Below are 25,344 nucleotides of genomic sequence, written 5' to 3' on the forward strand. Positions count from 1 at the left end.
ACCCCCTAGTCCATCTACCCCGCCGGGTAACCCCCCACACCTAGGCTGTGAGACGGTGAGATTACAACCTCCCCGAACCTAGACTGAGCAGCCCGAGAGCAAAGCTGCCCTGCCTTTCACGGCAGATCGCCCCGACTTCTAATCAGGGTCGGTTTCACAACGCCGCACATCCGGTCCGACGAAAGTCGACGACCACGTTAAACGGGTGCAGGCTGGGCTGGGAAACGCCAGCAAGGGACTATCATCAAACCGTCGAATGCATGCTGCTCGTAGTGGTTACCTTGGCAAAGTAACCGAGTGGTCGCGTCGGAAGGTAGCAGGAACTCGTGAGTGGCGGGGCCTGTGATCTCTGAAGCATCAGACCAGCGTGGGGCAGCGTGCGACTTTCGGCGGGATTGGTGTGAGGTACCCACCACGCAATGCCGATAGGGGCCGGCTTACGAGCCGGATGCGCCGAACGGGTATTGCGTGAGGAAGTTACTTTGGGAGGTAAGCGGCGCGTGTCGGTAAGCACGCGCCGCTTGACCTTCTAACCATGCGATCGCGCGACGATCGTATCGTTAGATGGTTTCACTCTTGGAGGATCACATGTCGAAGAATGGCGGTGCCGTTCAGAAGCTCACGCTCAAGGCCAAGCAGTTCGCAATGAAAGAACGCTACGGCAGCTTCAAGCCGTTGATGGGCAAGACGCCTGTCGTCTTGAAAGACAAAGTTACCCGCAAGGGTAACGTGGTCGATCTTCACAGGCCGGAACGCTGGGATGTGGCAGACGAGACGCCCAAGAACACCGCACCGAAGGCGCGCAAGTTCATTGCGCCTGTGAAGGAAGGTTATCGCCCGCGTCCCTTTGGCAAGCGCGGCCTGTCGGGTTGCGTGTATCGCCCGCACTGAGTTCCCGTTAGTACATTCGGCAGGTAGTTGGAGCGTTTCCTATAGGTTTCTTTCTAATAAAATCAATAAGTTATCTATCTATATATATAATGTTCTAATGTTCTATGTTCTATTTCAATACAAGTCCCGGATTCTGAGGGTTACACGAAAGTTATAGTGCCCCGCGCCCTAACACCCTCGCACCCTACGATCTCTCCTCGCGCGGATCATTAAAAATGTGGCACATTAAGCCTAACCCTTTGATCCATCACGATTGAGACGCCCACGTAACCGAACACTCACCACCCATTACTCCAAGAGGTAACATGCAAGCAGTGGCTCACGCCGCGGCGCTCCTGTCTTATGGTGTGCCGGCTTTCAACTTCTCACGCCGCAAGGTTGGCGGCATCTGGTTCGTGAAGCTCGGACGCTTCAACGTCTCGTTCTGCATCTCGCGTGCCGAGGCTGCCCGGTGATCTACTCGCAAGTCTTCAAGACGGCAGAAGGCTGCCGCAAGCGAGCTCGCTTCGAGAACCAACACAGCAGCGGCCGCTACATCTTCTCGATCTTGCAGTTCCGCAACGGCAGGCAGGATGTTGCGCCCTTCGATCCGCAGCACGCGGACGAATACACTTGGCGCCTGAACCGCGAGAGCGTGCGTAGACCACGCCACTGAGCGCACTCACGCGCGCCACCTATAACACCATCACACCCTTCCACCCCGCCCGCCCTAACCGGCGGGTTTTTTCATGTCCCAAGCCCGAGAGGTATCCAATGGACATCAAGCTGCACTTCGCCATCGAGAAGCAGACGAAGGGAGCGGTCCGCTTCAAGGAAGTGAACGCCGACGGCAGCGACGCCTTCGACCCCAAGATCGGCACGCTCTACGTCCGCAAGAGCGCGATGGGCGGCCAGCTCGTCGAGAAGCTCACCCTCAACGTCACGGCGGCCTGAAAATAATTTTCGCAATGAGACCCTCGCGTAACCCTGGATCGTTACGCGAGGGAAAGCCCGTCAACCCTTACCCCACGAGGTAACCACGCTATGACGTCACTCGCCCACGACACCACCAACGACACCCGCTTGCAGGATTTCATGGCTGACGTCCGCGAGTTCGGACGCAACGCCGCGGCAGGCAAGGACGCACTGCCCAACCTCGCGATCGCCTTCTGCCGCGCTGTGCAGGATGGTGTGGTGGAGATGGGCAAGGACAAGGCCGGGCTCGACGGCGCTAGCCGTATCTTCGGCGAGTACGCCAAGGCCGAGGGCAAGAAGGCGATCCACGATCGCACCGAGACCGGGCTCAAGGCCAACGTCTCGAAGCTGCGGCAGATCGGTCTGTTCGCTGCGAACCCGAAATGGGACGCCACCGACATTCTCAATCAGGCTCACGTCACCCGGCAGAAGCTGAAGAACGACGACATCGATGTGAAGCCGGCCTATGCCGCCTTCGTCGACATCGCGAGGGAACAACTCAAGCAGGACACGCCGCTGACCGACGCCCAGATCGAGGCGACCGTGATGAAGGCGGAGAAAGAGACCGAGGTCTCTGTCGAGAAGGAGCTGAAGAAGATCGCCGCCAAGCTGGAGAAGATCATCACGGGCGAGAACACCCACGGCTTGCAGGATCAGTCGCCGGAGATCATCTCCGCCCACGAGCAGATCACCCAGCGCCTCGCTGCACTGATGACGGTGAAGCAGGCCGAGGACGACGACAAGATGCTGGCGCAGATCATGTCCCGCCGGCAGGGCAATGGCGGGCTGAAGCTGATCGAGCAGGCCGCGTAACCCGGAGAGGTAACGATGCTTGGCTGCCCCGGCTGCGGATCGCTCATCACTGGTCGGCACGCGCCGGGCTGCACCCGCCTCGCGCACTCACGCCGCCCCACCCTCAAATCATCGGACCATCAGACCATGACACGCATGCAGTTCGATACGATCATCACCGTCCTCGCCGCGCAGTTCTTCGTGCTCTGCGCCATCGCCGGCTGCCTCCTGGCTGCCCACTAACTCCGCGAGGTAACCGTGAATCTCACCCTCGAATCCGTGAAGCAGAAGGGCCGCGAATACTACGAGGCCGGCAAGCTCACCGCGCAGCATCCCGACGAGTCCATGCGCGAATGCGTCTACGAGACCAACGACGGCTATCGCTGTGTTGTCGGTGCCGCTCTCAGCGAAGAGCAACTGACGGAGATCGGCCAGACCAGCCATATGACGTGCTCAGTTGATCTGATCGGCTGCATCCATATGGATGCGACCGAGATGCCGCAGATCCGCAGCCTGCAGCGCCTGCATGATGCTTGGGCCAGCGACGCGCAGAAGTACGGCGACGATGACAACCGCACCAATCAGTCGCGGCGAGACTTCCTCGCCGAGCTCATGCGCTAACCCCACGAGGTAACCATGCCCGAGACCAGCACCCTCCTCCACCTGTCCACCTGCCACGTCACCAAGCAAACCGCCAAGCTCTTGGACGGCGAGACCGACTTCCACATGGCGAAGCATGAATACGGCTGGTTCGTCTGGGTCGATAGCGACGTCGCCGTTCGCGGTGACAAGGACTGGCCCGCCGATCTGGCGGCCTGTGTCGCATACGCCCACAACCTCGGCTGCCGCTGGATCTGCTTCGACCGTGACGCCGACGAGGTCGACGCGCTGCCCAAATACGAGTGGTAATGATGCGCTTCGTTCCTCACGACAAGATGCGCCAGTCCCTGGTGGAACAGGGATTGGTCGACGCCGCAACCGGCGACATCACCGCTGCCGGCCACGAATACGTCCGCGACCTGATGCGTCGCATCAACACCCACCGCCAGACCTCCAGCGGCAAGGCGGACCAATACCTCAAGGCGCAACCCTGATGCTCGTCAACATCATCCTCGCAAGCCTCGTCATCATCGGCGCCCTGCTGTGCCTGCTGGTCGTGGATCTCTATCACCGCACCACGATGCTCGCGAGGATGGACCACGAGCAGCGCATGGCCCTGCATCATCACCACTGGTTACTCTCGCAGGTAACCGAGAAGCAGCCGTGACGTTCTCGGACGACGAGTGCATTGCGATCGCGGTGCTCACTGGCGCGACGTTCGAGCGCGCCGCCGAGCACATGCAGCTCAAGCCGTGGTCGTGTCACCACCCCAGCGAAGACGACTTCGACTTCACATGGGTCCACTGCTGCGGCGACACGCAAGCCGACGCGGCCCGCCGCTACTGCATCCGCCACCACCTGATCTAACCAGGAGACCCAGCCATGAACGTGATGCCAAATTTCGGCGAGGACCACGCCCCGGAAGAAATCACCTATCACACCCTCGCAGCGCAGATCCGCGCGATGAACCCGCGCGCACTCACGCCACAAAATCACGACGACGTCGTTCTGCTGCTCGAATATTTGCACGACGAAACCGTGCGACGCCTGGACGAACTTACCTCGAAGGGTAATGCGCTCGCCATCCGCGAGAAGGAAGTGGCATCGAAGGAGCGCACCATCCGGATCAAGGAGCGTGCCGTTGGCGTGCTGCTGAAGAACCGCGAGGGCAAGCGCTGGTTCTTCTGGGGGCGGAGGTGACGGACGTGGCCGGCGTCGGCGCCACCCTGATCCTGCTGTTCGACGGCATGGCGCCCGGCCAGATCGCGGCAGCGCTGCACACCGCGCTCGGCGACCGCTATTACGGCATCGTCCACAACATCGGCGATCTCAACGGCGACCAATGGGTTGTGTTGGCGGCGCCCGACGTGCTCAGCGACTTCGACGACGGCGAGGAGGAATACGTCGGCACCCGCGCGGATCTCAACAAGCTGGTGGTGGAGCAGCAACTCTCGGATGGCATCTTCGAGACGCTGCGCCAGCACCGCGACGACATCGGCGACGAGCTGCGCAAACGCGGACTGGTCAAGCTGAAGGAGGGCGTCGATGCCCAGGACTGAGGAGGTCTATGACGAGTTCTGCCCGTGGCCCTATGGGCAGCCTTATGGACTGGTGAAGAGGATCATCGTGACCAAGAAGAAGCCGCGCAAGCCGCGCCGCCGCTCACCGGCCGCCGCTGCACTCGCTTTGCCGATCTACCGGGCGAAGAAGATCCCCAACAAGAAGCGCGCCACCAAGCGCAGCAAGGTTACTCTGGAGGGTAACAATGCCTGATCTGTTTCGCTGCCACGCCTGCGGCAAGCCCACGCACATCGACGATCTCGATGGCAAGCCCGAGCTGCGCAACCAGCCTGACCCCGACGGCAAGACGGACTGGACCCGCCTCGAATGCGGCGCGTGCTACGGCCCCGGCTATGTCAGCAACCGCGCACTCACCACGCCACCCAACCGCAACATCGCCGAGCACGAGTAGGAATGAGGCTGCTGGAGTTCGCCGCGATGCTCACCATCGCGCTCGTCATCTGGTTCGCCTTCCTGCTTCACACCATCTAACCCCGAGAGGTAACATGCCCGACCTGCCGATGCTGGACTTCCTCAAGGCGATCCAGCACGCCCTCAACACCATCCCGCGCACTCACATGCGCAACTGTCCCGGCGATTTCCGCGATACCTACGAGCTCGCCAACGAGGTCGATCGGCGCGTGGCGAAGGTCGAGCGGGGCCGCGCCGCCTTCGCGGTGGTCGAGGCGCAGATGGAGGCCGACCGCAATGCCAGATAAGCAGCCCGATTGCGCCCACCAATGGGCAACCGAATCCGAATGCTCGCCCTTGTTCCTCAACAAGTATCACTGCGATCACTGCGACGTGAGCTGGGAGGATCACTGGTCCTGCGGCGTCGACGACGAGTGCCCACAGTGCGGCAAGGACATCAGCCCCGAGTCCTCGGAGGAAGTGGGCGACTGCGCCTGCGAGTTCCCCAAAATAATTTGGGTTCCATCCGCGAATAAGACCCTCGTGTAACCCTCGAAAGCTAATCGACTCCACAGCGAAACCCCGCTGAACCGGAGTCGATATGACCATCAAACCCTCGAACCCCAAGGACGCCTTCGGGATCAGGAAAGTTCCAGTCTCGCCAATCCCTGCGCCGGTCCTCGGCGAAGTGGGGCTGGCGATGATGGAAGGCGCGCTGAAGTACGGCCGCCACAATTACCGCGTCATCGGCGTCCGCGCCTCGGTCTACTACGACGCCGTCATGTCCCGCCACATGCCCGCATGGTGGGAGGGGCAGGACAACGACCCCGACAGCGGGCTCAGCCACGTCACCAAGGCCATCGCGTCGCTCGTCGTGCTGCGGGACGCGATGATGCGCGGCAATTGGGAGGACGACCGGCCGCCGCGCAGCGACGACAAGTGGATCGAGGAGCTCAACGCCAAAGCGGTGGCGCTGCTCGAAAAATACCCCGACCCGAAGAAGCCGTACACCGAACGCGACAAGATCGCGGCGTAACCCCACGGAGTAACCGACATGAACGACTTGAAGTCCCGCCTCGCCGTGATCGCCACCCTGCCACAGCCTGCCGCGTTCGACGCGCTGCAGGATCTCGTCAAGGCCGACACGGCTCTGATCCTCGACAAGGACGTTGTCGCGCTCCTCAACACGCGCCCGTTCCTCGACGAAGCAAGCAAGCGCGTCCCGGTCTAACCCGCAAACCATAACCTTCGGGAGTAACCCTTGGTCTTCGCATTCAACCCTGACAACGGCCCGGCGCGCATCATCCGCTTCGTCGACGTGCTCACCGACAACGTGGTCGCGGTGCTCGACAAGAAGCAGAACGTGCTCACGATCGTGAAGGCGCATTACGAGTGCCTGACATCGGTGCAGCAACATCGGCTGCTGCGGACGCACGATCCGGTCACCCTGATCCACGACGTCGGCCACGGCGACTACCTGCTCGCCGCCTGACGCGCACTCACCACCACCCCACCCCCCACCTGGAGAAATTACCTCATGAAGTTGCACGACATCGCCAAGCGCATGCCCGGCTGGTATGCGGCGCGCCGCTCGATCTACCTCAAATCGGCGCCCGGCCGCGGCAAGACCGAGACGCTGTCGCTCGCCCCGACCATCCTCGCCGCCAAGTATCCCGGCAAGAGCTTCGGGCTCGTCATCCTCAACGGCCCGCTGCTCACGCCCGGCGACGTGCTCGGCTATTTGATGCCGCGGCGCCTCGACAACGGCCGGCTCGAATCCGTCTTCACCGATCCGTTCTGGTTCCGCACCCGTGAGGGCAAGCGGCTCGACGAATATGACGGCGGCGTCATCGTGGTCGACGAGGCCGACAAGATGGACACCGACCTGAAGAAGATCATGGGCGAGGCCGCGCTGTCCGGCCGGCTCGGGCCGCACTTCATCCCCGAGGGCTGGGTCATCTGGATGGCCGGCAACCGTGCCACCGACCGCTCCGGCTCCACCAAGGAGCTCGACCATCTGATCAACCGCCGGATGGAGATCGACGTCACCGACGACATCGAGGGCTGGCTGGAATGGGCCAGCGCCAACGGCCTGCTGCCGCTGACCCAAGCCTTCGCCGCGCAGAACCCGCAGATCGTCTTCACCGAAGGCGTGCCCGACAAACAAGGTGCGTGGTGCACGCCGCGCTCGCTGGCCGGCTGGGACCGTTACCTGCGCGAGGTAACCGGCGGCACCGAGAACATTCCGGACGATCCTCTGCTGGCGGAGGAAGCCAGCGGCATGATCGGCGTCGGCGGCTCCTCGCAATACTTCGCCTTCGTGCGGCTGGAGCGCGAGATGCCGCGGTTCGAGAAGATCGTCGCCGATCCCACCGGCACCAAGGTGCCCGAGAACAAGCCCGATGCGGCGATGCTGATCGCCTACAATCTGGCGCACCGCGTCTGCGACAAGACCATCAAGCCGGTCATCACCTATGTGCAGCGCCTGGAGAAGGAGTTCGCGATCACCTTCGCCAAGGCCGCCTGCACCCGCAACAGCGATCTCGTGATCCACCCCGCCATGCGCGAGTGGACCAGCAAGAACGCGTCGCTGCTGGCCGCGCTGAGCAGGTAGCCGGGCTGGGTGTAGGGCCGTCTCTCGCGACAATAACACTCAAAGCAGGGACTGGCCGCCCCTGCGCCCACCGTTACCCGACCAAGTAACCCTCGAACCCCGAGAGGACCGAACGCATGGCACTGGGCGAATGGAAGATCACGCTCCGCGTGGACTTCGACGACAAGAAGAAGCCGGAGCTCATGACCCGATTGGCGATGCAGCTGGCGAAGGAGCTGCTCGGCTCCGCCACCCTGATCGCCGACAAGCGCAAGCCGCAGGTCGCGGTCGAGCATGGCGACATGTTCGCCGGCAACAAGGAAGTCGAGATGGTCGACGACGAGGAGGTGCTCGATGAAGTTTGAACCCTGCGCACTCACGCCCACCCAGGAGAAGCTCTGGGACGATACCCGCACCGCGCTGCTGTGGTATTGCCCGGCGTTCTCGCACGTCTTCTACACCATGATGAACGAGGCCGGTTCGAAGCACACCGCGCTGTTCACCAAGGAGGTGCCGATCGCCGCGACCGACGGCGCCAACCTGCTGCTGAACCCGGATACGTTCTTCAAGTACAATCTCAGGGAGCGCTGCTTCGTCTGCGCCCACGAGATCATGCATTGCATCTGGGACCATATCGGCCTGATGCACCGCTTCCACAAGCGCGGCAAGGTCGCCTATCCCGACGGCACCGACCTGCCCTACCTGCCGAAGCTGATGAACGTGGCGACCGATCTGGTCATTAACGACCTCCTGATCAAGGTCGAGGGCCTCGCCTTCAACAAGGACTGGCTGCACGATACCAATATCGCGACCTCGATGGATTCGGCGCTCGACGCCTACAAGAAGGTCTACGACGACAGCAACGGCGGCAAGGGCAAGGGGCCGAGCGGCGAGCACTTCGACGAGCACCTTGAGCCGGGTACCTCGCAAGGTAAGGACCCGACCTCGGCCGCCAGCGAGCGCAACGCGCTGAAATGGCAGACCGAGGTGGCGGCCGGCATGAACGCCGCCCGTGCCCGCGGCAAGCTGCCGGCGGCGCTTGACCGCTGGTTCAACGACAACATCCTCAACCCGCAGGTCGACTGGCGCGACAAGATCCGCGGCCTGATGGCGCGCCGGCTCGGCGCCGACCGCTACGACTGGAAGAAGCCCGACAAGCGGCTGATCGTGCGGGACATCTACTACCCCGCCCGCTCCGGCTATGGCTGTGGCACCGTGGTGATCGGCGGCGACACCTCCGGCTCGATCAACGCCAAGACGCTCGACATGTTCTTTGCCGAGATCGCCGGCATCCTGGAGGACACCAAGCCGCAGCGGCTGGTCATCATGTGGTGCGACGCCAAGCTGCAACGGGTCGACGAGGCCGAGGAGGCCAGCGACCTCAATGTGATCCGCCACAAGGGCGCGCCCGGCGGCGGCGGCACCAAGTTCACTCCGGTGTTCGACGAGATCGCCGCGCTGGGGCTGGAGCCCGACGCGCTGGTTTTCTTGACTGACGGACTCGGCACCTTCCCGAGCGCCGCGCCGAGCTATCCCGTGATTTGGGGGTCGATCTATCCGCAAGCGACCTATCCGTTCGGCGAGGTCGTCGACATTCCGCAACAAGCCGCCTGATCCCCTAACCCCACGAGGTAACGACATGCAGTCGGTCGTCGATCGGCCGTTGCGGGTGCTGGTCGCCTGCGAGTTCTCCGGCATCGTGCGCCGCGCCTTTGCTGCGCTCGGCCACGACGTCTGGTCCTGCGACCTGCTGGCAAGCGACGACCGCAGCAACCGGCACATTACCGGCGACGCCCGCACCATCCTGCATTGGGGCTGGGACCTGCTCATGGTCGCCCATCCGCCCTGCACGCGGCTGTGTCTGTCCGGCGTGCGCTGGCTGCACGAGCCGCCCACCAAGCTCTCGACCGCGCATTACACCATCCGCGAGGTGGCGGCCTATGCCCGCATGAACCGCGAGCAGCGTCTCGCCTTCATGTGGGACGAGCTCGACAAGGGCGCGGAGCTGTTCTCCGCGTTCTGGAATGCCGACATCGACCACGGCATCCCGCGCATCTGCATCGAGAACCCGGTGATGCACGGCCACGCCAAGCAGCGCATCCGCAACTACGCCGAGCTCGCCCAGTCGGTGCAGCCTTGGCAGTTCGGGCACGGCGAGTGCAAGCGCACCTGCTTCTGGCTGAAGAACCTGCCGAAGCTGACGCCCACCAACATCGTCGCCGGCCGCGCCCAGCGCATCCACGGGCTCGGCTCCAATGTCGACCGCCGGCACGAGCGCTCGAAGTTCTTCCCCGGCATCGCCGACGCGATGGCGGCGCAATGGGGCGGCCACGCCCTGCAGCAGCTCGCTGCATAACCCCGAGAGGTAATCATGGCTGAGATCAAGCGCGGCTCCGACGTCATCAACGGCGACCGCTACAAATACGACCTCCGGCTCTGCAAGCCGTCAGACGGTTGGGCGCAGCTCGATACGAGGCAGGACGCCCCCTACTACGGCACTTGGGTCAACCCGGTGAAGCGCGAGCTGTTCAACTATTGTGAGGGCGATCTGACCCACACACTCTGCAGCGACGACGCCGATTTCACCACGTCGCTGCGCGCGTGCATCGATTGGAACAGGGAGCGCGACTACTTCATCGGCATCGACCCGTGCGGCGAAGAGACCATCCGCGCCGAGCTGATCCGCCTCGGCTTCGAGGCCGACCTGCACTGGCGCGCACTCACCAAACCATAACACCCTCAGATAACCCAACGAGGTCATGATGCCCGCCTTCAAGGACAGGACCATGTCCACCCTGCGCGAGAACATTCGCGAGCTCTACCAGCGCCGCAGTCGGATCGGCCGGCTGACGCTGACCCATGCGGAATACCTCGCCACGTTCGCCCCGCGCGAGGCGCGCCAGCTGTTCGTCGACATCGCGCCCTATGTCGGCAAGCCGGGTGGCGGCACCGCGCTGGCATGGTTGCATGGGGACGAGGTGGTGAAGTTCTGGATGTGGCGCGACTCCAGCAAGGACCGCCCTGCGCCTCCGGGTCTGGGCCAGCACTATCTGCAGCCCGACGCCCCGCTTGAGGTGATCGAGCGTATCAATACCTGGCTGGATCGCGGCGGCAACATCTCACGCGATTATGGCCGCGTCGTCGCGACACTGATCAAGCTCAACGAGCTCTGCAAGTCGCCGAGCCAGATCCGCTTCTTCTGGCCGTCGCTCATGCAGATCTGCGCCGAGAACGCGATGACCATGTCGCTGGTCAACGAGCTGCAGTCGATCCGCCCGCCGCAAGGGCTGACGTTACCTGCGGGGTTACAGCGCGCCTGCCGGCTCACCGCCGAGACGCTCGCGACCGTGGCGCTGCTCGACAAGAACACGCCGGAAGCCGACTACGGCGACGTCAACATCGTCTGCACGGAAGGCCAGAAATACAACGAGCCGGATCTCGGCGACTATCACGGCATGTAAAAAGCCGGCGAGGATCTGGACCATCCTCGCCGGCTTGTAGTCCCCCACCCACAGGAGATGCGTGTGAACGCCCGCCCTATATGGGCGGCCCCGAATCTCGTGTCAATGGGACAATCAACGTGCGGACAGTCATCCTCGATTTCGAAACCTACTACGACAAGGAGTACTCGCTCCGCAAAATGACGCCGGTCGAATACATTCTCGATCCGCGTTTCGAAAACATCCTCTGCGCCGTCAAGGAAGGCTGGCCGAGCAATCAGCCGACCTATTACGTCGACGGCGCCGATTTCGGCGATTGGGTCAAGGACGCCAAGCTCGATCAGTGCGTCGTGATCTCGTACAACGCGCTGTTCGACATGTGCATCCTGGCGTGGCGCTACGGCGTGGTGCCGAAGCTGATGGTCGACATGCTCGGCGTTGCCCGCGCCATGCTGGGTTACCGCATGAGGTCACTGGCGCTGAAGGAAGTCGCGCGGCATCTGCAGCTGCAGGCCAAGGGCGACACCGTCCACAACGTCATCGGCATGAACCGCGAGGCGATCAAGGCCGCGGGGCTCTGGCAGGCTTACGCCAACTACTCGATGGGCGACGCCGACATTTGCGCGGGCGCCTATGACCTGCTGGTGCGCAGCGGCAAGTTCCCGATGAGCGAGCTGTTCGTGCTCGACATGGTGCTGCGCTGCGCCATCCAGCCGCGCTTCCGGCTCGACCAGAACCTGCTGTGCCAGCATCTCGGCGAAGTCCGCGCCAAGAAGGAAATGCTGCTGGCGCAAGCCATGCTGATCGGCGCCGACGCCGGCAAGAGCGACCTGATGTCAAACGACAAGTTCGCTGCCCTTCTGCGCGGGCACGGCTGCGAGCCGCCCACCAAGGTCTCGCCGCGCACCGGCCTGACGACCTACGCCTTCGCCAAGACCGACAAGGCGTTCATCGAGCTCGAAGAGCATCCCAACCCGGCGGTGCAGATCCTGGTGGCGGCGCGCGCCGGCCACAAGAGCACGCTGGAGGAATCCCGCTGCGAGCGCCTGCTCAAGATCTCGCAGCTTACCTGGCCGGGTAACGAGCAGGGCCTGATGCCGATCCCGCTCGGCTATGGCCGCGCCCACACCCACCGGCTCGGCGGCGAGTGGAAGCTGAACCTGCAGAACCTGCCGCGGGGCGGCAACCTGCGCCGCGCACTCATCGCCCCGCCCGGTCACACCGTGCTGACCATCGACTCCGCGCAGATCGAAGCCCGCATCACGGCATGGCTGTGCGGCCAGGACGACCTCGTGCAGGCGTTCGCCGACGGCGAGGACGTCTACTCGTCCTTCGCCAGCGAGATCTTCGGTTACCCCGTGGGTAAGAAAACCCACCCCAAAGAGCGCTTCATGGGCAAGACCTCGATCCTCGGCCTTGGTTTCCAGGTCGGCGGCGAGAAGTTTGCCAACACCATCGAGGTGCAGTCGGTGCTGCAGCTCGGCACCGAGATTCCAATGCCGCTCGAAGAGGCGATCCGGATCGTCCAGCTGTATCGCCGCAAGTACAGCAAAATTTCCGGAACGTGGAGCCAGCTCCAGACGTTGGGCATTCCCGTGCTCGCGGGAAATGGTGGCAGCTATTCGCTCGGCCCTTGTGTGTTCGAGAAAGGAGCCGTGTCCCTGCCGAGCGGCCTGAAGCTGTACTACGACGATCTCCATCAGGAGACCGGCGAGCGCGGCATGCAGTGGGTGTTTTCCTACGGCAGGGAGTTCCAGAAACTCTACGGCGGCAAGCTGCTGGAGAACATCGTGCAGGCACTGGCCCGCATCGCGGTAATGGACGCCGCGGTGCGGATTCAGCGCCGCATCGCGTTGGCAATGCAGGTGCACGACGAGTTGGTCTACATCGTCCCGAACCATCTGGTGGAGACGGTGCGGCAGATCGTCATGGAGGAAATGTGCCGGCGGCCCGCATGGGCGCCCGAGCTCCCGCTCGCAGCCGAGGTGGGAGTGGGCCTGTCCTACGGCGACGCCAAATAACCCCGAGGGGTAAACGCCATGCCCAAGGCCGTCGCCATGCGCAAGGAACGGCGGGCCGTGTTCAAGCTGTTCGTGGAGCTCTCACGCGAGCTCCGCGAAAGCGTCTACAACGGGCGCGACGACAAGGACTGGGATGACATCACCACCGTCGTCGTCGCCTGCGCCGTCGGTGTCGGCCACATCGAGGGCAAGCCGATGGGTGCGACCAAGATCGGGCACTACACCGACATCCCGCGCACCACCGTGATGCGCAAGCTCAAGCGCCTCACCGAGATCGGCACCATCGCCGAAGTCCCCGGTCACGGTCGCGACCGCCCCTACAAGCTGGCGCTGATGAAGTGGCAGGACGCCAAGCCGGAACGAATCAACGGCTACCGCCGCGTCCTCGCCGAGGCGTATGGCGACCTCGAAGACCTGCTCGCCCCCAAAGAAACCCCCAAATAACCCTCGAACCGTGGAGCTACGGGATACGTCCAAAACGGACACCATGAAGCCCTCACAAGTCCAAAATGGACGATGGCAACATTGCGAATAGATGCCCCCAAATGGTCAAACTTCCCGACTTGTTAACCTTCAGGACACGCTCCGGAAACCTTGGTGAAACCTTTGAAATATATAGGGAATTTTCAGTCAACCCCTGTTGACTTCATCCCTAGATTGACTCATCTAGGTTTCGTAATTGTTGCGTGTTTGGGGCAGAAGTTGGAATTGGAATTGGGGAACTGCATCACCATGAGACCGACGACCAATACGCTGCCTTCGGACAGCGAAGAGACCGCCCACCTGCGGACCCGCGTCCGCGATCTGGAACTCGTGCTGGGGCTGCGCGACGAGAGTCTGGTGGCAACCTTCCGGCTCACGCCGGTCCTGAATAACGTGCTCGGCCTGCTTTTGAACGTGCCGGCGGTGACGCCCGAAATGGTGCGGCAGCGCCTGGAGATCGCGCACGACGCCAAGGTGGCGATCCACCGTCTGCGCAAGCACATGCTGCCCTACGGCATCACGGTGCAGTCGCGGCGCAATGTCGGTTACTGGCTCGACGACGAGGCCAAGATGAAGATCCGCGACATGATCCGCGAGCAGCTGGCCGGCGCGCCCGTGCCTCCGCATGTCGTCGTCGACAACACCACCGCCGCGCCGCAGCCCGCTGCGCCCGACGCCGTCGCCGAACTCCCGCGCGCTGCCAGCGCCTAACACCCCCTTACCGAGATCAAGCATATGGACAGGCTGACGCCGCTCTGGCGCACGCGCTTCCTTGCCCTCGCGCGCAACGTCGGCGCGTGGAGCAAGGACCCCTCAACCAAAGTCGGCGCCGTGATTGTGCGGCCTGACCGCACCGTGGTCGCGGTGGGCTATAACGGCTTTCCGCGTGGCACCTTCGACCGCGAGGACTATCTCGCCGACCGGCCCGAGAAGATCCGGCGCACGGTGCATGCCGAGCTCAACGCGATCCTCACCGCCCGCGAGCCGCTGCAGGGCTGCACGCTGTTCGTCACCCCGCTGCATCCCTGCGCGGGCTGTGCCGGCGCCATCATCCAGTCGGGCATCAAGCGCGTCGTCGCCGAGCTCGCCAAGCCTGCGCACGCATCCTGGCTGTGCGACTTCGACTCGGCCCGCCGCATGTTCGACGAGAGCGATGTCGAGGTCGAGCTCGTTACCCCCGAGCTCGTTACCCCGGAGGGTAAGTGATGGCATCGTCGCTGACCGCGCGCATGTTCGAGCAGATGATGAAAGAGGACCGCGGCTACGACCCGATCCGGGACGGTCTGAGGATGCCGCGCGACTATCTGACGGCGAACACCTTCCAGATGGCGACGACGACCAACGTCCCCGACATCAAGTCCACCGACGCGCATCTGAAGGACATGCTGTACTCGCGCATGGGCTGGGACATCAGCGTCCCCAAATGCCCGCTCGCCAAATGCTTCTGCAGCAAGCTCAACGACGAGGCGGTCGCCGTCTTCGTCATTCATAACGGCAAGGCGCTGGTGGTCGAGGACGATGCCGGCCTGTTCCCGAGCGACACGCTGGTGTCGCAGCTGCGCCTGCTGGGAGATAAGTGATGAACGCTTACGTCAAACCATTCGCGTGGAGCTACTCCCGGCTCAAGAACTACGAGTCCTGCCCGAAGCGGCACTGGCATGTCGACATCAACAAGGACGTCAAGGAGGAGCAAGGCGAGGCCCTGCTCTGGGGTAACGAGGTGCACAAGCGCCTCGCCGACCGCATCGGCAAGGGCACGCCGCTCGCCGCCGGCACCGAGAAGTTCGAGAAGTGGGTGCAGAAGGTCTCGGCCGGACAGGGCAATCCCGGCGTCCAGGTGCTGGTCGAGCAGCAGCTCGCGATCGACGCCAATTTCGCGCCGACCGCTTGGTTCGAGAGCGAGGCCCGGCGCGCCGGCAAGGGACTGCCGTGGTATCGCGGCATCGGCGACGTCCTCAAGATCGTCGGCCCGGTCGCCCTGATCGTCGACTGGAAGACCGGCAAGGTGCTGGAGGATTCGCAGCAGCTGGCGCTGATGGCGTCCTGCGTGTTCGCCCACTATCCCGAGGTGCTCAAGGTCCGCAGCCTGTTCGTCTGGCTCAAGGACGATTGCGAGACCAAGGAAGATTACCACCGCAATGACATGCCGGCGATGTGGAAGCATCTCTGGCCGCGCATCGAGGCCCTCAAGCATGCCCATGAAAACACGCTCTACCCGCCCAAGGCCGGAGCGCTCTGCCGGCGCTACTGCCCCGTTGCCGCCTGCCCGCATTATGGATCGAGCAACTGGTGAGCCTGTGGACTTCGACCTGATCACCCCGCAATCGGCCACCGTGTTCGGTGAGCTGGAGCTGCGCCAACACCTGCCGGACGATGTACCCCTCAAGGTAACCTCGCTCTACGATGCCGGCGTCGGCAAGTGGCTGGTTCGCGTGCAGTTCCTGCGCGAGGCCCGCCCGCCGCTGGATCTCGGCACCGAACCGCTCGGCATCTTCCCGAGCGAGCTGATGATCGCGCAAGCGATGCTGGTGGCGTGATGAAGAACATTCAATCACCACATCCCTCGCAGGCGGTCGAGGAGCTCCGCCTCCGCGTCATGACGCTGGAAGCCGCCATGAAGGTCGAGGACGATCCGTCGCTGCCGCTCAAGACGCGCTGGGAGCGCGAGGCCGGACGCAAGTCGCTGGTCGATCAGCTGCGCGGCTCCGTCGCCGAGGCCGGCCGCCACGAGCTCTGTCGCCGGTTCGGCGCGGGCCATTTCGGCCCGGTGCGGACCATCTTCAGCGAGCCCGCGAGCAAGTGGATCGTCCAGATCGAGGTCAACTGTGCCGACGGCAAGAAGCGGATCTGGGAGGACGAGGTGCTGCGCTTCCCGAGCGACGAGCTGATCGCCGAAGTGGCGTTGGTGACCTGATGGCGAAGGGCAACACCCCCGAGGGCAAGGTCAAGGCCGCGGTCAACAAGGTGCTCGGCGATTACCTCGCGAGTTACCGCTACATGCCGGTGCCCTATGGCTACGGCCAGTCGAGCCTCGATTATTTGATCTGCCACTACGGATTGTTCGTGGCGATCGAGGCCAAGGCGCCCGGCCAGAAGCCGACGCGCCGACAGCAACAAATCATCCGGCAGATTGAGACTGCCGGCGGTGTGGTTTTCGTCATCGACAGCGTCGATGGCTGCGGCGAGCTTGTCGCGTTCCTTGAGCAGGTGAAGTCAGATGCAAGTTCAGGTCAGCACCAAACACAAGATGGTGGCGGTGCCGTTCGCGGACAACGTCTTCAATCTTTTCCCCGCGGCCCGGCGAATCGAGTTCGCAGGCGCGCCGCACCTGTTGCTGCCGCATCAGCCGACCGAGACCTTCCTGCTGCGCCGGCTCGGCTTCGAGGTACCGGCACCGATCCTGACGCACTATGACTGGTGCGGCGGCAAACCCTTCAACTCCCAGAAGTCGACCGCGGCGCTGTTGACGCTGGAGCAGCGCGCCTATGTGCTCAACGGCATGGGCACCGGCAAGACCAAGTCGGCGCTGTGGGCGTTCGATTACCTCCGAAGTAACAACGTCTGCGGCAAGATGATCGTCTCGGCCCCGCTCTCGACCCTGACCTTCACCTGGGCACGCGAGATCTTCAACACCCTGCCGCACCGCAAATGCGCCGTGCTCCACGGCACCAAGAAGCAGCGGCTGGCGAAGCTGGCCGATCCCGACGTCGACATCTTCATCATCAACCACGACGGCCACACCGTCATCCTGGATGAGCTGTTGGCGCGGACCGACATCAACGTCATCTGCATCGACGAGCTCGCGGTGTTCCGCAACGGCGGATCGAACCGCACCAAGAGCATGCTGAAGCTGACGAGCCGCTCCGACGTCTGGGTCTGGGGCATGACCGGCTCGCCGATCCCGACCTCGCCGACCGACGCCTGGGCGCAGGCAAGGCTGGTGACCCCGACCCGCGTGCCGAACTATTTCGGCCGCTACCGCGACGAGCTCATGACCAAGGCCACGGCCTTCAAATGGGTACCGAAGGCGGACGCGGTCGAGCGCGCCTATAACACCCTTCAACCGGCGGTTCGTTTCACGCTCGACGATGTGGTGGAGCTGCCCGACGCGGTCGAGCGCTTCGTTGACGTTGAGATGGGCGCCAAGCAACAGCGGATTTACAAGGCGCTGGTCGACCAGTGTTATGCCGCGGTGTCCAGCCATGAGATCACGGCGGCGAACGCTGGCGCCGTGATGCAGAAGCTGCTCCAGGTCTCGACCGGCTGGGTCTACGACAGGGACCGCAAGGTCGTGGCGCTGGATAACAACAAGCGGATCGAGGCGCTGGTCGACGCGATCAACGCCACCGACCGCAAGGTGCTGGTGTTCGTGCCGTTCAAGCACGCACTGGCCGGCATCTCCGAGGCGTTGAAGGCGGAAGGCATCGACCACGCCACGGTCGACGGCGACACTGCGGCGAGCGACCGCGCGCAGATCTTCAACATCTTCCAGAACACCACGAAATACCGCGTCCTCGCCGCGCACCCGCAATGTCTGGCGCACGGCATCACGCTGACGGCGGCGGCCACCATCATCTGGTTCGCGCCGGTCACGTCGCTGGAGATCTACGATCAGGCCAACCACCGCATCCGGCGCGTCGGCCAGAAGTTCAAGCAGCTGTTCCTGCACCTGCAGTCGACCCCGGTGGAGAAGAAGATCTACCGGATGCTGCAGACCAAGCAGCTGGTCCAGAACAAGCTCCTGCGGCTGTTCGAGGAGCACACCGACATCACCGCGGAAGCGGCGTAACCCACGGAGGTAACCGACATGGCCGACATCGCAAAGCGCGTCGAACAGTTCGTCAAGCTGCGCGACCTGATCAAGGCGAAGAACGACGAGCATAAAAAAGCGATGAAGCCCTACAATGAGACCCTTGAGCAACTCAACGCGCTTTTACTGGCGCATCTCAACAGCGTGAACGGCAACAGCGTCGCCACCGACACCGGCACCGTCTACCGCACCGAGAAGAAGTCGGCCTCGCTGCAAGATGCTCAAGCGTTCATGGACTACGTCATCCAGAACAACGCCTGGGACCTGATTGACCGCAAGGCCAACGTCTCGGCAGTGGAAGACTTCATCAACCAGAACAACTCGCCGCCTCCCGGCGTGAATTGGTCAAGCACATACGTTGCCGGCGTCCGGCGCGCATAACCCCAACTCGAAAAGGAACACAGGAAATGAACGCTCTCGTCCCCCAGAACTTCGGCCCGGTGTCGACCCGCTTTCAGGGTGTCGCGGTCACCGACGATCTCTCCGCTGGCGTGCAGGCCGGCTTCGGCATCATGGGCTACAAGGGCAAGGTCTGGAGCTTGCGCAAGGGCGGCCAGGAAACCCCGCTGATGCGCCAAGATGGCGACGGCCCGCGCAATTCGATCGAGGTCGTGGTGCTCAAGGCGTCGGGCCACGTCTCCAAGATCTGGTACGAGAACGGTTATGTCGAGGGCTCCGCCGCGGCGCCGGACTGTTTCTCCGCCAACGGCGTCACCCCCGACCCGGCGTCGAAGAAGAAGCAGGGCAATGCCTGCGCCACCTGCCCGATGAACCAGTGGGGCAGCCGCATTACCCCGGCAGGTAAGCAGGGCAAGGCGTGCTCGGACTCCAAGCGTCTGGCCGTGGCGCCGGCCGAGGACATCAAGAACGAGGCGTTCGGCGGCCCGCTCCTGCTTCGCGTGCCGGCGGCATCGCTGCGGGACCTTGCCGCTTATGGCGAGAAGATGGGCGCGCTGGGCTACCAGTATTTCGCCATCGCCACCCGCATCGCGTTCGATCCCACCGAGGCGTATCCGAAGTTCGTGTTCAGCGCGATCCGCCCGCTCACCGACGCCGAGGCGGATCTCGTGCTGGAGCTGCGTGACAGCCGGCAGGTCACCACCATCCTGGCCGAGGGTTCGGAGATGGCGGCGCCCGCCGGTCCGGTGCAGCAGGCTGCGGCGATCGCGTCGGCGTTCGAGCAGCCGCCGATCACTCCGGTGGCCGCGCCGCAGATCGTGCAGCAGCAGGTGGTGCAGCAGCAGCCGCCGGTGCAGCAGCAGCCGGTGCAGCAGGTTGTCCAGACCGTGCAGCCGGCGTTCGGCGGCGCCGAGCCCAAGGTGGTGCAGCAGGTTGTCCAGCAGACCGTGCAGCCGGTTCAGCAGGTGACGACGGCGCCGGTCGCCCCGAGCGGCGATTTCGAGGCCAACCTCGATGCCGAGCTCGACAAGCTGCTCGGCAGCTAAACCAGCCTGACGAATGTTTTGCCGGCGGGGGTTACGACCCCCGCCCCACCCCCGCTTACCTCCCAAAGTAAGGTCATGCCAGAACACGCCCAGGAATACTTCGCCAAGGTGCTCGCTTGGCCGCAGGACGGCGACGCGCCGGCCTATGTCAATCTGCATTGGTCCATCGACAAACTCAGCGAAAAGACCGGCAAGCCGATCTATACCGGGCGCGCCGTGCGTTCGGTCGCGGAAGCCGTCAGCACGGTGAAGTGGGCGCTGTCCCTTCCCGAAACCAAGGACATCTATGTCTGCCTGTCCACGCAGCGCGAGGCGCTCGCCAAGAAGGCCAAAACCAGCGGCCGGGAGTATTTCGCTCCTGTTCGCTCGCAGCCCAATGCCGTTGCCCTCAAGAGCATCTTCCTCGATCTCGATGCCAAAGGCGCGGACAAGAACAGTTACGCGTCATTGCCGGAGGCCGTTACCGCCCTCGAAGCGTTCGTGGCCGCAGCGAGCATGCCGAAGCCCAGCGCCATCGTCACGTCAGGCGGCGGCTTGCATGTCTACTGGACGTTCGACCGCGCACTCACCGTCGCCGAATGGCAGCCTCTGGCGAACGCTCTCGCCGAGGCAACCAAGGTTCATGACCTTAAATGCGACACCGCTTGCACCATTGATGCCGCTCGCATCCTTCGCGTGCCTGGAACTTTTAATCGCAAGCTGGACGTGGCTCGGCCAGTTACCCTTGCAGGGGGTCGCACTGGCTTGGATTACTCGGTTGATCGTCTGGCACTGGCGTTAGCGCCGTTCGTCAAGGCGGCACCGGCCCCGGCGTTACCTCCGCGGGTACCTCTCACGGGCGTCAGCGATCTCGCGGCCGGCGTCGACATGGGCAACGCCGCGCCCGCCGACCTGAAGCAGCTCGCCAAGGCATGCGGCTTCATCAAAGAGGCCGTGTTCACGGGCGGCGCCGCCTACACCAACCCGCTGTGGAATCTCACCACGCTGATCGCGACCTTCACCAAGCAGAGCCGCGTCGCGGCGCATGTGATGGCGAGGGAGCACCCCGGCTATTCGGCGCCGTCGACCGACGAGCTCTATGACCGCAAGGAGCGCGAGAAGGCCGCCAAGGGCCTCGGCTGGCCGTCCTGCCGCACCATCTCGGCGTCGGGCTGCACCAGCTGCCAGAGCTGCCCGCATTTCGCCGCCGGCAAGTCGCCGCTCAACTATGGCGCGGCCCCGCCTGCGCCTCCGCCGCCGCCCGCAGCGGGCGCACCAAGCACACCGGGCGCCCCACTGCCGCCCAACTGGGACATGCCACCCGGCTACAAGCGCATGCCCGACAACCGCATCGCCAAGATCATGATCGATGCCACCACCGGCAGCTCCTATGACGAGGTCATTTGCCGCTACCCGCTGTTCGACCCGAGCATCCAGCCTTCGCCGCTCTACACGCTGAATTTCCACACCGAAACCGAGCTCGGCCGCACGCAACAGATCTCGCTGCCGACCAAGGAAGTCGCCGCCAAGGACGGCTTCAACCGCACCCTGTGGCAGCAGGGTGTCGTCACCACCGAGAATGAAACCAAAGCACTGAGGGATTTTGTCGTGAGCTGGATCGAGAAGCTGCAGAAGATCAAGGCCGCCGTGGTGTCCTCGGCGCCGTTCGGCTGGAGCGTCGACAACAAGGGCAATCTCGAAGGCTTCGTCTATGGCGGCAGCCTGTGGACGCCGACCGGCGATCGCAATGCCGCCAACCCTGATCCGCTTCTGGCGCGCCGCTACCGCCCGACCGGCAACCGTCAGGAATGGATCGACGCCGCCAAGATGATCACCGACCAGGACCGGCCCGAGCTCAACGCGATCCTCGCCTCGGCCTTCGCCGGCCCGCTGATCCGCTTCACCAACCAGCCGGGCATCCTGCTCTCGACCTACTCGACCGCGTCCGGCATCGGCAAGACCACCGCGATGCGCGTTGCTCAGTCGGTCTGGGGCGACCCCCGCCGCGCAATGGCCGGTCTCGACGACACCCAGAACGCGGTGTTCGGCAAGGTCAGCCAGCTGCGCTGCCTGCCGCTCTATTGGGACGAGCTCAAGGGCGACGATCAGGCGCGGAAGTTCGTCAAGATGGTGTTCCAGCTGACGCAGGGCCGCGAGAAGGACCGCATGACGCAGTCCGCCACGCTGCGCGAGTCCGGTAGCTGGCAGACCATGATGGTCTCCGCCTCGAACGACAGCATCATGGATCACGTCCTCGCCCACTCGAAGCAGACGCTGGCCGGCATGTATCGCGTGTTCGAGTTCGAGGTAGCGCCCAACACCACGGGCAAGGGCCAGATCTCCTCGGCGGTTGCCGACCGCATCGTCGGCAAGCTCGATGACCACTATGCCCAGATCGGCCTCGAATACGCCCGTTACCTCGGAAGTAACCATAAAACCATCGAACAGGAGGTGTTTCAGGCCAACGAAGATCTCCGCGTCGAGCTCGGGATGGAGAACGAGGAGCGGTTCTGGCGTGGGATGCTGGCGGCGCTTCTGAAGGGCGCCGAGTACGCCAACGCGCAGGGATACACCGAGATCAACCTGAAAGGGTTGAAGGGTTTCTTGGTGACTGTGTTGCAGGGGATGCGGTCCAAGAAGGCCGCGGCGCCGGTCGACATGAGCGACAAGCTGAACATCTCGAACGTGCTGGCGCAGTTCCTGAACCAGCACCGGGCGCGCCACACGATCCAGACCAACCGCATCCATACCGGCCTTGGGCGTCCGCCGGCCGGAACGATCAAGATCCTCACCGCTCACCCCGAGCGGCTGGAGGCGATCCATGTCCATGTCGGGGTCGACGACAAGAAGCTGCGCATCTCCAAATACACCCTGAACCAGTGGTTCAAGGACCACGAGTATTCCACCAGCGTCATGACCGATGCCTTGGAGAAGGAGTTCGGTGCCAAGACCACCAAGGCGCGCATCGCGTCCGGCACCCAATACTCCGGCGCGCTCGAATACCTGATGGAGATCGACCTCGCCGGCTCACCGCACGTCAACTTCCTGGACGAGGCGTGATGAGCATGTTCGCCATCGAGACCGACGTACCGCCGCCGGCGGCGCGCAACAACCACGTCTATGGGTTCGAGCGCCTGCAGGTCGGCGAGAGCTTCCTGGTACCCTGTGAAGGTGCCGAGCTCACTGCCACCGGCCAGCGCGTGCGGTGGGCTGTGAAGAGCTATCGCAAGCGCAACGCCCCGGAGACGCGCTGGCGCACCAAGGCATCGAGCAAGGGCATCCGTGTTTGGAGGGTGGAATGACCTCGCTTGCAAGTTGTTTAGGGGCTGCTTAAGTAATGATTCGTACAAAACGAAAAGCGGTAATTCGCGCGCTTGACCCCTCCGACCCTCGGAGCATGAGCCACCCAAACCACAAGAACGCTTGGGTGGAGTTCGCTGAGGCGATCGGACGTCTTGAAGCGCGCGAGCAGATTAGGCTGCAGAGTCACGGAGGCGACAACGACAATGCTCCACAGTGTCCACCACAATAAGAGGGTTGCGCTCTATGCGCGTTTCTCCAGCGATCTGCAGAAGGATCGCTCTATCGAGGATCAGTTCGCCGAGCTCGAAAGAACCGCTAAGCGGTTCGGGCTACAGGCGGACAGGCGGCATTATTACGCCGATCGCGGTGTTTCAGCCTCTTCCCTGTTCGATCGCCCCGGTCTGACGCGCGAGCTCATGGGCGCAGCAGCGCGTCGTGAGTTCGAAACCATTCTTGTCGAGGCGACCGACCGGCTCTCGCGTGACCGCGCCGATCTATTCTGGCTCGCCAAGCGGTTCAACTTCCACAACATCATCCTGTTTACGCCGGCCGGTGAAGTCAGCGATATGCAGCTGACGTTCGACGGGCACAGCAACGAGGACTTCATTCGCAAGCTGGCGGTGCGGGTGAAGCGCGGTCATGACGGCATTACCCGCGAAGGTAAGGTCGCAGGCAGCCACTGCTATGGGTACGACTTGGTGCCGGGCAAGCCGGGCGAGCGTACCATCAACGAGACTGAAGCCGCCGTCATCCGCCGCATCTTCGCTGAGTACGCCAGCGGCGCATCGCCGCGCAAGATCGTCGCCGCCCTGCGTCGGGACGGCATTCCCTCCCCCAGCGGAAAAGCGGTGTGGAACTACCAAGGCATCCTTGGCTCTGATAAGGCGGCAACCGGGGCGGGGCTTCTTCACCGCGAAATTTACCGCGGTAAGGTCGTGCGCAACCGCGCCAAGAGCCTCAAGAACCCGGACACCGGAAAGAGGCTGAGACGGCTGGCGGACCCCGACGACGTGATCGTGGTCGAAGCCCCGCATCTGAGGATCATCGACGAGGGACTATGGAACGCGGCCCATGCCGTCCGTCGCCAGCGCCGAGTGCAAATGAACCCCAGCGGAGTGGTCAAGCCGGTACTCGGCCGTAAACCACAACTGCTCTCCGGAATCGTCAAGTGCGCCACATGCAGCGGCGGGATGACGATTGTGTCCTCTGCGCGGGGTGGTCAGATCGGCTGCTCGAATGCCAGATACCGCGGCACTTGCGACCACACCAAACTGTACGATCTCGGCACCATCACGTCGGAAGTGATCGACAAGGTGGACCAGGAGCTCACCAATCCGGAGTTCCTGAAGGCGCGGATGAAAGCCCGCGCCCTCGAACTTGCGAAGGCCGAGCGCGAGGAAGGGGCCGAGCGGCAAGCGGTGCAGCGTCAGATCGATCGGCTCAACGTGCAGATTGCCCGACTGGTCGATGTCCTCACCGAAGGCGACCTGCCGGTACCGGAGCTCAAGGAGAAGATCAAAGCGAAGGAGGCCGAGCGGGTTGCCCTGAAGGAGCGGCAGCGTCTCCTCGGCGACGCCAACAACGTCACCGGCTTTCCGTCCGCATGCATGGCCGAATTTGGCAAGAGCATCGAGACCCTGATCGCTTTGCTCAAACGTAACCCCGACGACCCGCACTGCCGGCTGGCGATGGGCAACCTCATCGACTGTGTCTTGGTCCATCCGACGCCAAAGAAGGCGCCCTACGACCTGAGCCTGTACTGCCGAGTCTCAGCGATCGGCAATCTGAACCTTTTTCCGGCCCAGCGTTCTCACGATAAAATCGTTGCAGAAGAAGGGGTTAACCCGTTGTTCGGTACAGGCCATGCCGTTACCTCTGATTAACTATTTCTTATCACGCGACTGTCATTGGAAGTGCCCGGAACGTGTTTTGCAGATTTCCCGTTGGGAAGTTGCAATGAGGCAGCGGAGAACAACATGAAAATCTATCTGCTGATGCTGCTGATCGGTGCGCTGTTCATGGCGATCCGCCTGACGACTCCGCAAGAGCAGCAGTCGGAATC

The 25,344-nt window shown here is 63.3% G+C and carries 38 protein-coding genes; all 38 read left to right on the top strand.

Annotation, left to right across the window (positions count from 1 at the left end; genetic code table 11):
• Nucleotides 1-588: 588 nt before the first annotated feature.
• Nucleotides 589-891: a hypothetical protein gene (locus IVA80_RS10960; protein WP_247429041.1), complete on the top strand. Its 303-nt coding sequence runs from the start codon at nucleotides 589-591 to the stop codon at nucleotides 889-891.
• A 305-nt stretch (nucleotides 892-1,196) separates the two neighbouring features.
• Nucleotides 1,197-1,346 (top strand): hypothetical protein, encoded by a 150-nt coding sequence (locus IVA80_RS10965; RefSeq protein WP_247429043.1) that lies wholly within the window; start codon nucleotides 1,197-1,199, stop codon nucleotides 1,344-1,346.
• 298 nt (nucleotides 1,347-1,644) lie between these two features.
• The gene (locus IVA80_RS10970; protein ID WP_247429045.1) at nucleotides 1,645-1,824 is read left to right on the top strand and encodes a hypothetical protein; all 180 of its coding nucleotides are present in this window, start codon (nucleotides 1,645-1,647) and stop codon (nucleotides 1,822-1,824) included.
• 90 nt (nucleotides 1,825-1,914) lie between these two features.
• Complete coding sequence (locus IVA80_RS10975) at nucleotides 1,915-2,658, top strand: hypothetical protein (RefSeq protein WP_247429047.1); 744 nt, start codon at nucleotides 1,915-1,917, stop codon at nucleotides 2,656-2,658.
• Between the two features lie 237 nt (nucleotides 2,659-2,895).
• Nucleotides 2,896-3,258 (top strand): hypothetical protein, encoded by a 363-nt coding sequence (locus tag IVA80_RS10980; RefSeq protein ID WP_247429049.1) that lies wholly within the window; start codon nucleotides 2,896-2,898, stop codon nucleotides 3,256-3,258.
• Nucleotides 3,259-3,273: 15 nt separating this feature from the next.
• Nucleotides 3,274-3,546 (top strand): hypothetical protein, encoded by a 273-nt coding sequence (locus IVA80_RS10985; protein WP_247429052.1) that lies wholly within the window; start codon nucleotides 3,274-3,276, stop codon nucleotides 3,544-3,546.
• A gap of 2 nt (nucleotides 3,547-3,548) precedes the next feature.
• A complete protein-coding gene (locus IVA80_RS10990) occupies nucleotides 3,549-3,731 on the top strand; it encodes a hypothetical protein (RefSeq protein WP_247429055.1) in 183 nt (60 codons plus the stop codon).
• Nucleotides 3,731-3,904 (top strand): hypothetical protein, encoded by a 174-nt coding sequence (locus tag IVA80_RS10995; protein WP_247429058.1) that lies wholly within the window; start codon nucleotides 3,731-3,733, stop codon nucleotides 3,902-3,904. The genes IVA80_RS10990 and IVA80_RS10995 overlap by 1 nt, the downstream gene beginning before the upstream one ends.
• Nucleotides 3,901-4,104, top strand: a complete 204-nt coding sequence (locus IVA80_RS11000) for a hypothetical protein (protein WP_247429060.1) — start codon at nucleotides 3,901-3,903, stop codon at nucleotides 4,102-4,104. Before IVA80_RS10995 ends, IVA80_RS11000 begins: the two co-directional genes overlap by 4 nt.
• A 15-nt stretch (nucleotides 4,105-4,119) precedes the next feature.
• Entirely contained in the window at nucleotides 4,120-4,437 is a 318-nt protein-coding gene (locus tag IVA80_RS11005; RefSeq protein ID WP_247429063.1) for a hypothetical protein, read from the top strand.
• Nucleotides 4,434-4,796 (top strand): hypothetical protein, encoded by a 363-nt coding sequence (locus IVA80_RS11010; RefSeq protein ID WP_247429066.1) that lies wholly within the window; start codon nucleotides 4,434-4,436, stop codon nucleotides 4,794-4,796. Before IVA80_RS11005 ends, IVA80_RS11010 begins: the two co-directional genes overlap by 4 nt.
• Nucleotides 4,783-5,010: a hypothetical protein gene (locus IVA80_RS11015; protein WP_247429069.1), complete on the top strand. Its 228-nt coding sequence runs from the start codon at nucleotides 4,783-4,785 to the stop codon at nucleotides 5,008-5,010. The genes IVA80_RS11010 and IVA80_RS11015 overlap by 14 nt, the downstream gene beginning before the upstream one ends.
• Nucleotides 5,003-5,209, top strand: coding sequence for a hypothetical protein (locus IVA80_RS11020; protein WP_247429072.1), 207 nt, complete (start codon nucleotides 5,003-5,005; stop codon nucleotides 5,207-5,209). The genes IVA80_RS11015 and IVA80_RS11020 overlap by 8 nt, the downstream gene beginning before the upstream one ends.
• 94 nt (nucleotides 5,210-5,303) lie before the next feature.
• On the top strand, nucleotides 5,304-5,516 hold the full coding sequence (locus IVA80_RS11025) for a hypothetical protein (RefSeq protein ID WP_247429074.1): 213 nt from the start codon (nucleotides 5,304-5,306) through the stop codon (nucleotides 5,514-5,516).
• A gap of 293 nt (nucleotides 5,517-5,809) precedes the next feature.
• A complete protein-coding gene (locus IVA80_RS11030; RefSeq protein ID WP_247429076.1) occupies nucleotides 5,810-6,244 on the top strand; it encodes a dATP/dGTP diphosphohydrolase domain-containing protein in 435 nt (144 codons plus the stop codon).
• 18 nt (nucleotides 6,245-6,262) lie between these two features.
• Nucleotides 6,263-6,439 carry a hypothetical protein gene (locus tag IVA80_RS11035; protein ID WP_247429078.1) on the top strand — a complete coding sequence of 59 codons (177 nt, stop codon included), beginning with the start codon at nucleotides 6,263-6,265 and terminating at the stop codon, nucleotides 6,437-6,439.
• A 30-nt stretch (nucleotides 6,440-6,469) separates the two neighbouring features.
• On the top strand, nucleotides 6,470-6,700 hold the full coding sequence (locus IVA80_RS11040) for a hypothetical protein (protein WP_247429081.1): 231 nt from the start codon (nucleotides 6,470-6,472) through the stop codon (nucleotides 6,698-6,700).
• A 45-nt stretch (nucleotides 6,701-6,745) separates the two neighbouring features.
• Nucleotides 6,746-7,822 (top strand): hypothetical protein, encoded by a 1,077-nt coding sequence (locus IVA80_RS11045; RefSeq protein WP_247429083.1) that lies wholly within the window; start codon nucleotides 6,746-6,748, stop codon nucleotides 7,820-7,822.
• Between the two features lie 116 nt (nucleotides 7,823-7,938).
• Entirely contained in the window at nucleotides 7,939-8,166 is a 228-nt protein-coding gene (locus tag IVA80_RS11050; RefSeq protein WP_247429086.1) for a hypothetical protein, read from the top strand.
• Nucleotides 8,156-9,415, top strand: a complete 1,260-nt coding sequence (locus IVA80_RS11055; RefSeq protein WP_247429088.1) for a VWA-like domain-containing protein — start codon at nucleotides 8,156-8,158, stop codon at nucleotides 9,413-9,415. The genes IVA80_RS11050 and IVA80_RS11055 overlap by 11 nt, the downstream gene beginning before the upstream one ends.
• Before the next feature lie 25 nt (nucleotides 9,416-9,440).
• On the top strand, nucleotides 9,441-10,157 hold the full coding sequence (locus tag IVA80_RS11060; protein WP_247429090.1) for a hypothetical protein: 717 nt from the start codon (nucleotides 9,441-9,443) through the stop codon (nucleotides 10,155-10,157).
• Nucleotides 10,158-10,172: 15 nt separating this feature from the next.
• Entirely contained in the window at nucleotides 10,173-10,535 is a 363-nt protein-coding gene (locus IVA80_RS11065; RefSeq protein WP_247429093.1) for a hypothetical protein, read from the top strand.
• A gap of 52 nt (nucleotides 10,536-10,587) precedes the next feature.
• Nucleotides 10,588-11,262 (top strand): hypothetical protein, encoded by a 675-nt coding sequence (locus IVA80_RS11070; protein ID WP_247429096.1) that lies wholly within the window; start codon nucleotides 10,588-10,590, stop codon nucleotides 11,260-11,262.
• A gap of 119 nt (nucleotides 11,263-11,381) precedes the next feature.
• On the top strand, nucleotides 11,382-13,262 hold the full coding sequence (locus IVA80_RS38110; RefSeq protein ID WP_247429100.1) for a DNA polymerase: 1,881 nt from the start codon (nucleotides 11,382-11,384) through the stop codon (nucleotides 13,260-13,262).
• An 18-nt stretch (nucleotides 13,263-13,280) separates the two neighbouring features.
• Nucleotides 13,281-13,706, top strand: a complete 426-nt coding sequence (locus tag IVA80_RS11080; RefSeq protein ID WP_247429103.1) for a hypothetical protein — start codon at nucleotides 13,281-13,283, stop codon at nucleotides 13,704-13,706.
• A gap of 288 nt (nucleotides 13,707-13,994) precedes the next feature.
• Entirely contained in the window at nucleotides 13,995-14,456 is a 462-nt protein-coding gene (locus IVA80_RS11085; protein ID WP_247429105.1) for a hypothetical protein, read from the top strand.
• Between the two features lie 24 nt (nucleotides 14,457-14,480).
• On the top strand, nucleotides 14,481-14,951 hold the full coding sequence (locus tag IVA80_RS11090) for a dCMP deaminase family protein (protein ID WP_247429107.1): 471 nt from the start codon (nucleotides 14,481-14,483) through the stop codon (nucleotides 14,949-14,951).
• Complete coding sequence (locus IVA80_RS11095; protein ID WP_247429109.1) at nucleotides 14,951-15,325, top strand: hypothetical protein; 375 nt, start codon at nucleotides 14,951-14,953, stop codon at nucleotides 15,323-15,325. The genes IVA80_RS11090 and IVA80_RS11095 overlap by 1 nt, the downstream gene beginning before the upstream one ends.
• Nucleotides 15,325-16,038 carry a PD-(D/E)XK nuclease family protein gene (locus IVA80_RS11100; RefSeq protein WP_247429111.1) on the top strand — a complete coding sequence of 238 codons (714 nt, stop codon included), beginning with the start codon at nucleotides 15,325-15,327 and terminating at the stop codon, nucleotides 16,036-16,038. Before IVA80_RS11095 ends, IVA80_RS11100 begins: the two co-directional genes overlap by 1 nt.
• A gap of 4 nt (nucleotides 16,039-16,042) precedes the next feature.
• Nucleotides 16,043-16,282 carry a hypothetical protein gene (locus IVA80_RS11105; RefSeq protein WP_247429114.1) on the top strand — a complete coding sequence of 80 codons (240 nt, stop codon included), beginning with the start codon at nucleotides 16,043-16,045 and terminating at the stop codon, nucleotides 16,280-16,282.
• Nucleotides 16,282-16,659 (top strand): hypothetical protein, encoded by a 378-nt coding sequence (locus tag IVA80_RS11110; protein ID WP_247429116.1) that lies wholly within the window; start codon nucleotides 16,282-16,284, stop codon nucleotides 16,657-16,659. Before IVA80_RS11105 ends, IVA80_RS11110 begins: the two co-directional genes overlap by 1 nt.
• Nucleotides 16,659-17,159 carry a hypothetical protein gene (locus IVA80_RS11115; protein ID WP_247429119.1) on the top strand — a complete coding sequence of 167 codons (501 nt, stop codon included), beginning with the start codon at nucleotides 16,659-16,661 and terminating at the stop codon, nucleotides 17,157-17,159. Before IVA80_RS11110 ends, IVA80_RS11115 begins: the two co-directional genes overlap by 1 nt.
• Nucleotides 17,077-18,534 (top strand): DEAD/DEAH box helicase, encoded by a 1,458-nt coding sequence (locus tag IVA80_RS11120; RefSeq protein WP_247429121.1) that lies wholly within the window; start codon nucleotides 17,077-17,079, stop codon nucleotides 18,532-18,534. Before IVA80_RS11115 ends, IVA80_RS11120 begins: the two co-directional genes overlap by 83 nt.
• An 18-nt stretch (nucleotides 18,535-18,552) precedes the next feature.
• A complete protein-coding gene (locus tag IVA80_RS11125; RefSeq protein ID WP_247429124.1) occupies nucleotides 18,553-18,936 on the top strand; it encodes a hypothetical protein in 384 nt (127 codons plus the stop codon).
• A gap of 26 nt (nucleotides 18,937-18,962) precedes the next feature.
• Nucleotides 18,963-20,000 (top strand): hypothetical protein, encoded by a 1,038-nt coding sequence (locus tag IVA80_RS11130; protein WP_247429126.1) that lies wholly within the window; start codon nucleotides 18,963-18,965, stop codon nucleotides 19,998-20,000.
• A gap of 75 nt (nucleotides 20,001-20,075) precedes the next feature.
• Nucleotides 20,076-23,039, top strand: a complete 2,964-nt coding sequence (locus tag IVA80_RS11135; protein WP_247429128.1) for a DUF927 domain-containing protein — start codon at nucleotides 20,076-20,078, stop codon at nucleotides 23,037-23,039.
• Entirely contained in the window at nucleotides 23,039-23,281 is a 243-nt protein-coding gene (locus IVA80_RS11140) for a hypothetical protein (RefSeq protein WP_247429130.1), read from the top strand. The genes IVA80_RS11135 and IVA80_RS11140 overlap by 1 nt, the downstream gene beginning before the upstream one ends.
• Before the next feature lie 204 nt (nucleotides 23,282-23,485).
• Nucleotides 23,486-25,165, top strand: coding sequence for a recombinase family protein (locus tag IVA80_RS11145; RefSeq protein WP_247429132.1), 1,680 nt, complete (start codon nucleotides 23,486-23,488; stop codon nucleotides 25,163-25,165).
• The last annotated feature ends 179 nt before the right edge of the window (nucleotides 25,166-25,344 follow it).

The sequence above is a fragment of the Bradyrhizobium sp. 139 genome (genome assembly GCF_023074175.1).
Lineage (GTDB): Bacteria > Pseudomonadota > Alphaproteobacteria > Rhizobiales > Xanthobacteraceae > Bradyrhizobium.

Excerpts from the sequence above, each read along its gene's own strand:
- IVA80_RS11015 (WP_247429069.1), top strand. The coding sequence starts at position 4,783 with ATGCCCAGGACTGAGGAGGTCTATGACGAGTTCTGCCCGTGGCCCTAT.
- IVA80_RS11060 (WP_247429090.1), top strand. The coding sequence starts at position 9,441 with ATGCAGTCGGTCGTCGATCGGCCGTTGCGGGTGCTGGTCGCCTGCGAG.
- IVA80_RS10975 (WP_247429047.1), top strand. The coding sequence starts at position 1,915 with ATGACGTCACTCGCCCACGACACCACCAACGACACCCGCTTGCAGGAT.
- IVA80_RS10970 (WP_247429045.1), top strand. The coding sequence starts at position 1,645 with ATGGACATCAAGCTGCACTTCGCCATCGAGAAGCAGACGAAGGGAGCG.
- IVA80_RS11145 (WP_247429132.1), top strand. The coding sequence starts at position 23,486 with ATGCTCCACAGTGTCCACCACAATAAGAGGGTTGCGCTCTATGCGCGT.
- IVA80_RS11025 (WP_247429074.1), top strand. The coding sequence starts at position 5,304 with ATGCCCGACCTGCCGATGCTGGACTTCCTCAAGGCGATCCAGCACGCC.
- IVA80_RS11135 (WP_247429128.1), top strand. The coding sequence starts at position 20,076 with ATGCCAGAACACGCCCAGGAATACTTCGCCAAGGTGCTCGCTTGGCCG.
- IVA80_RS11140 (WP_247429130.1), top strand. The coding sequence starts at position 23,039 with ATGAGCATGTTCGCCATCGAGACCGACGTACCGCCGCCGGCGGCGCGC.
- IVA80_RS10995 (WP_247429058.1), top strand. The coding sequence starts at position 3,731 with ATGCTCGTCAACATCATCCTCGCAAGCCTCGTCATCATCGGCGCCCTG.
- IVA80_RS11085 (WP_247429105.1), top strand. The coding sequence starts at position 13,995 with ATGAGACCGACGACCAATACGCTGCCTTCGGACAGCGAAGAGACCGCC.
- IVA80_RS11125 (WP_247429124.1), top strand. The coding sequence starts at position 18,553 with ATGGCCGACATCGCAAAGCGCGTCGAACAGTTCGTCAAGCTGCGCGAC.
- IVA80_RS11050 (WP_247429086.1), top strand. The coding sequence starts at position 7,939 with ATGGCACTGGGCGAATGGAAGATCACGCTCCGCGTGGACTTCGACGAC.
- IVA80_RS11030 (WP_247429076.1), top strand. The coding sequence starts at position 5,810 with ATGACCATCAAACCCTCGAACCCCAAGGACGCCTTCGGGATCAGGAAA.
- IVA80_RS10960 (WP_247429041.1), top strand. The coding sequence starts at position 589 with ATGTCGAAGAATGGCGGTGCCGTTCAGAAGCTCACGCTCAAGGCCAAG.
- IVA80_RS11110 (WP_247429116.1), top strand. The coding sequence starts at position 16,282 with ATGAAGAACATTCAATCACCACATCCCTCGCAGGCGGTCGAGGAGCTC.
- IVA80_RS11070 (WP_247429096.1), top strand. The coding sequence starts at position 10,588 with ATGTCCACCCTGCGCGAGAACATTCGCGAGCTCTACCAGCGCCGCAGT.
- IVA80_RS10985 (WP_247429052.1), top strand. The coding sequence starts at position 3,274 with ATGCCCGAGACCAGCACCCTCCTCCACCTGTCCACCTGCCACGTCACC.
- IVA80_RS11005 (WP_247429063.1), top strand. The coding sequence starts at position 4,120 with ATGAACGTGATGCCAAATTTCGGCGAGGACCACGCCCCGGAAGAAATC.
- IVA80_RS10965 (WP_247429043.1), top strand. The coding sequence starts at position 1,197 with ATGCAAGCAGTGGCTCACGCCGCGGCGCTCCTGTCTTATGGTGTGCCG.
- IVA80_RS10990 (WP_247429055.1), top strand. The coding sequence starts at position 3,549 with ATGCGCTTCGTTCCTCACGACAAGATGCGCCAGTCCCTGGTGGAACAG.
- IVA80_RS11130 (WP_247429126.1), top strand. The coding sequence starts at position 18,963 with ATGAACGCTCTCGTCCCCCAGAACTTCGGCCCGGTGTCGACCCGCTTT.
- IVA80_RS11080 (WP_247429103.1), top strand. The coding sequence starts at position 13,281 with ATGCCCAAGGCCGTCGCCATGCGCAAGGAACGGCGGGCCGTGTTCAAG.
- IVA80_RS11035 (WP_247429078.1), top strand. The coding sequence starts at position 6,263 with ATGAACGACTTGAAGTCCCGCCTCGCCGTGATCGCCACCCTGCCACAG.
- IVA80_RS11020 (WP_247429072.1), top strand. The coding sequence starts at position 5,003 with ATGCCTGATCTGTTTCGCTGCCACGCCTGCGGCAAGCCCACGCACATC.
- IVA80_RS11090 (WP_247429107.1), top strand. The coding sequence starts at position 14,481 with ATGGACAGGCTGACGCCGCTCTGGCGCACGCGCTTCCTTGCCCTCGCG.
- IVA80_RS11095 (WP_247429109.1), top strand. The coding sequence starts at position 14,951 with ATGGCATCGTCGCTGACCGCGCGCATGTTCGAGCAGATGATGAAAGAG.
- IVA80_RS11100 (WP_247429111.1), top strand. The coding sequence starts at position 15,325 with ATGAACGCTTACGTCAAACCATTCGCGTGGAGCTACTCCCGGCTCAAG.
- IVA80_RS11055 (WP_247429088.1), top strand. The coding sequence starts at position 8,156 with ATGAAGTTTGAACCCTGCGCACTCACGCCCACCCAGGAGAAGCTCTGG.
- IVA80_RS11045 (WP_247429083.1), top strand. The coding sequence starts at position 6,746 with ATGAAGTTGCACGACATCGCCAAGCGCATGCCCGGCTGGTATGCGGCG.
- IVA80_RS11065 (WP_247429093.1), top strand. The coding sequence starts at position 10,173 with ATGGCTGAGATCAAGCGCGGCTCCGACGTCATCAACGGCGACCGCTAC.
- IVA80_RS11115 (WP_247429119.1), top strand. The coding sequence starts at position 16,659 with ATGGCGAAGGGCAACACCCCCGAGGGCAAGGTCAAGGCCGCGGTCAAC.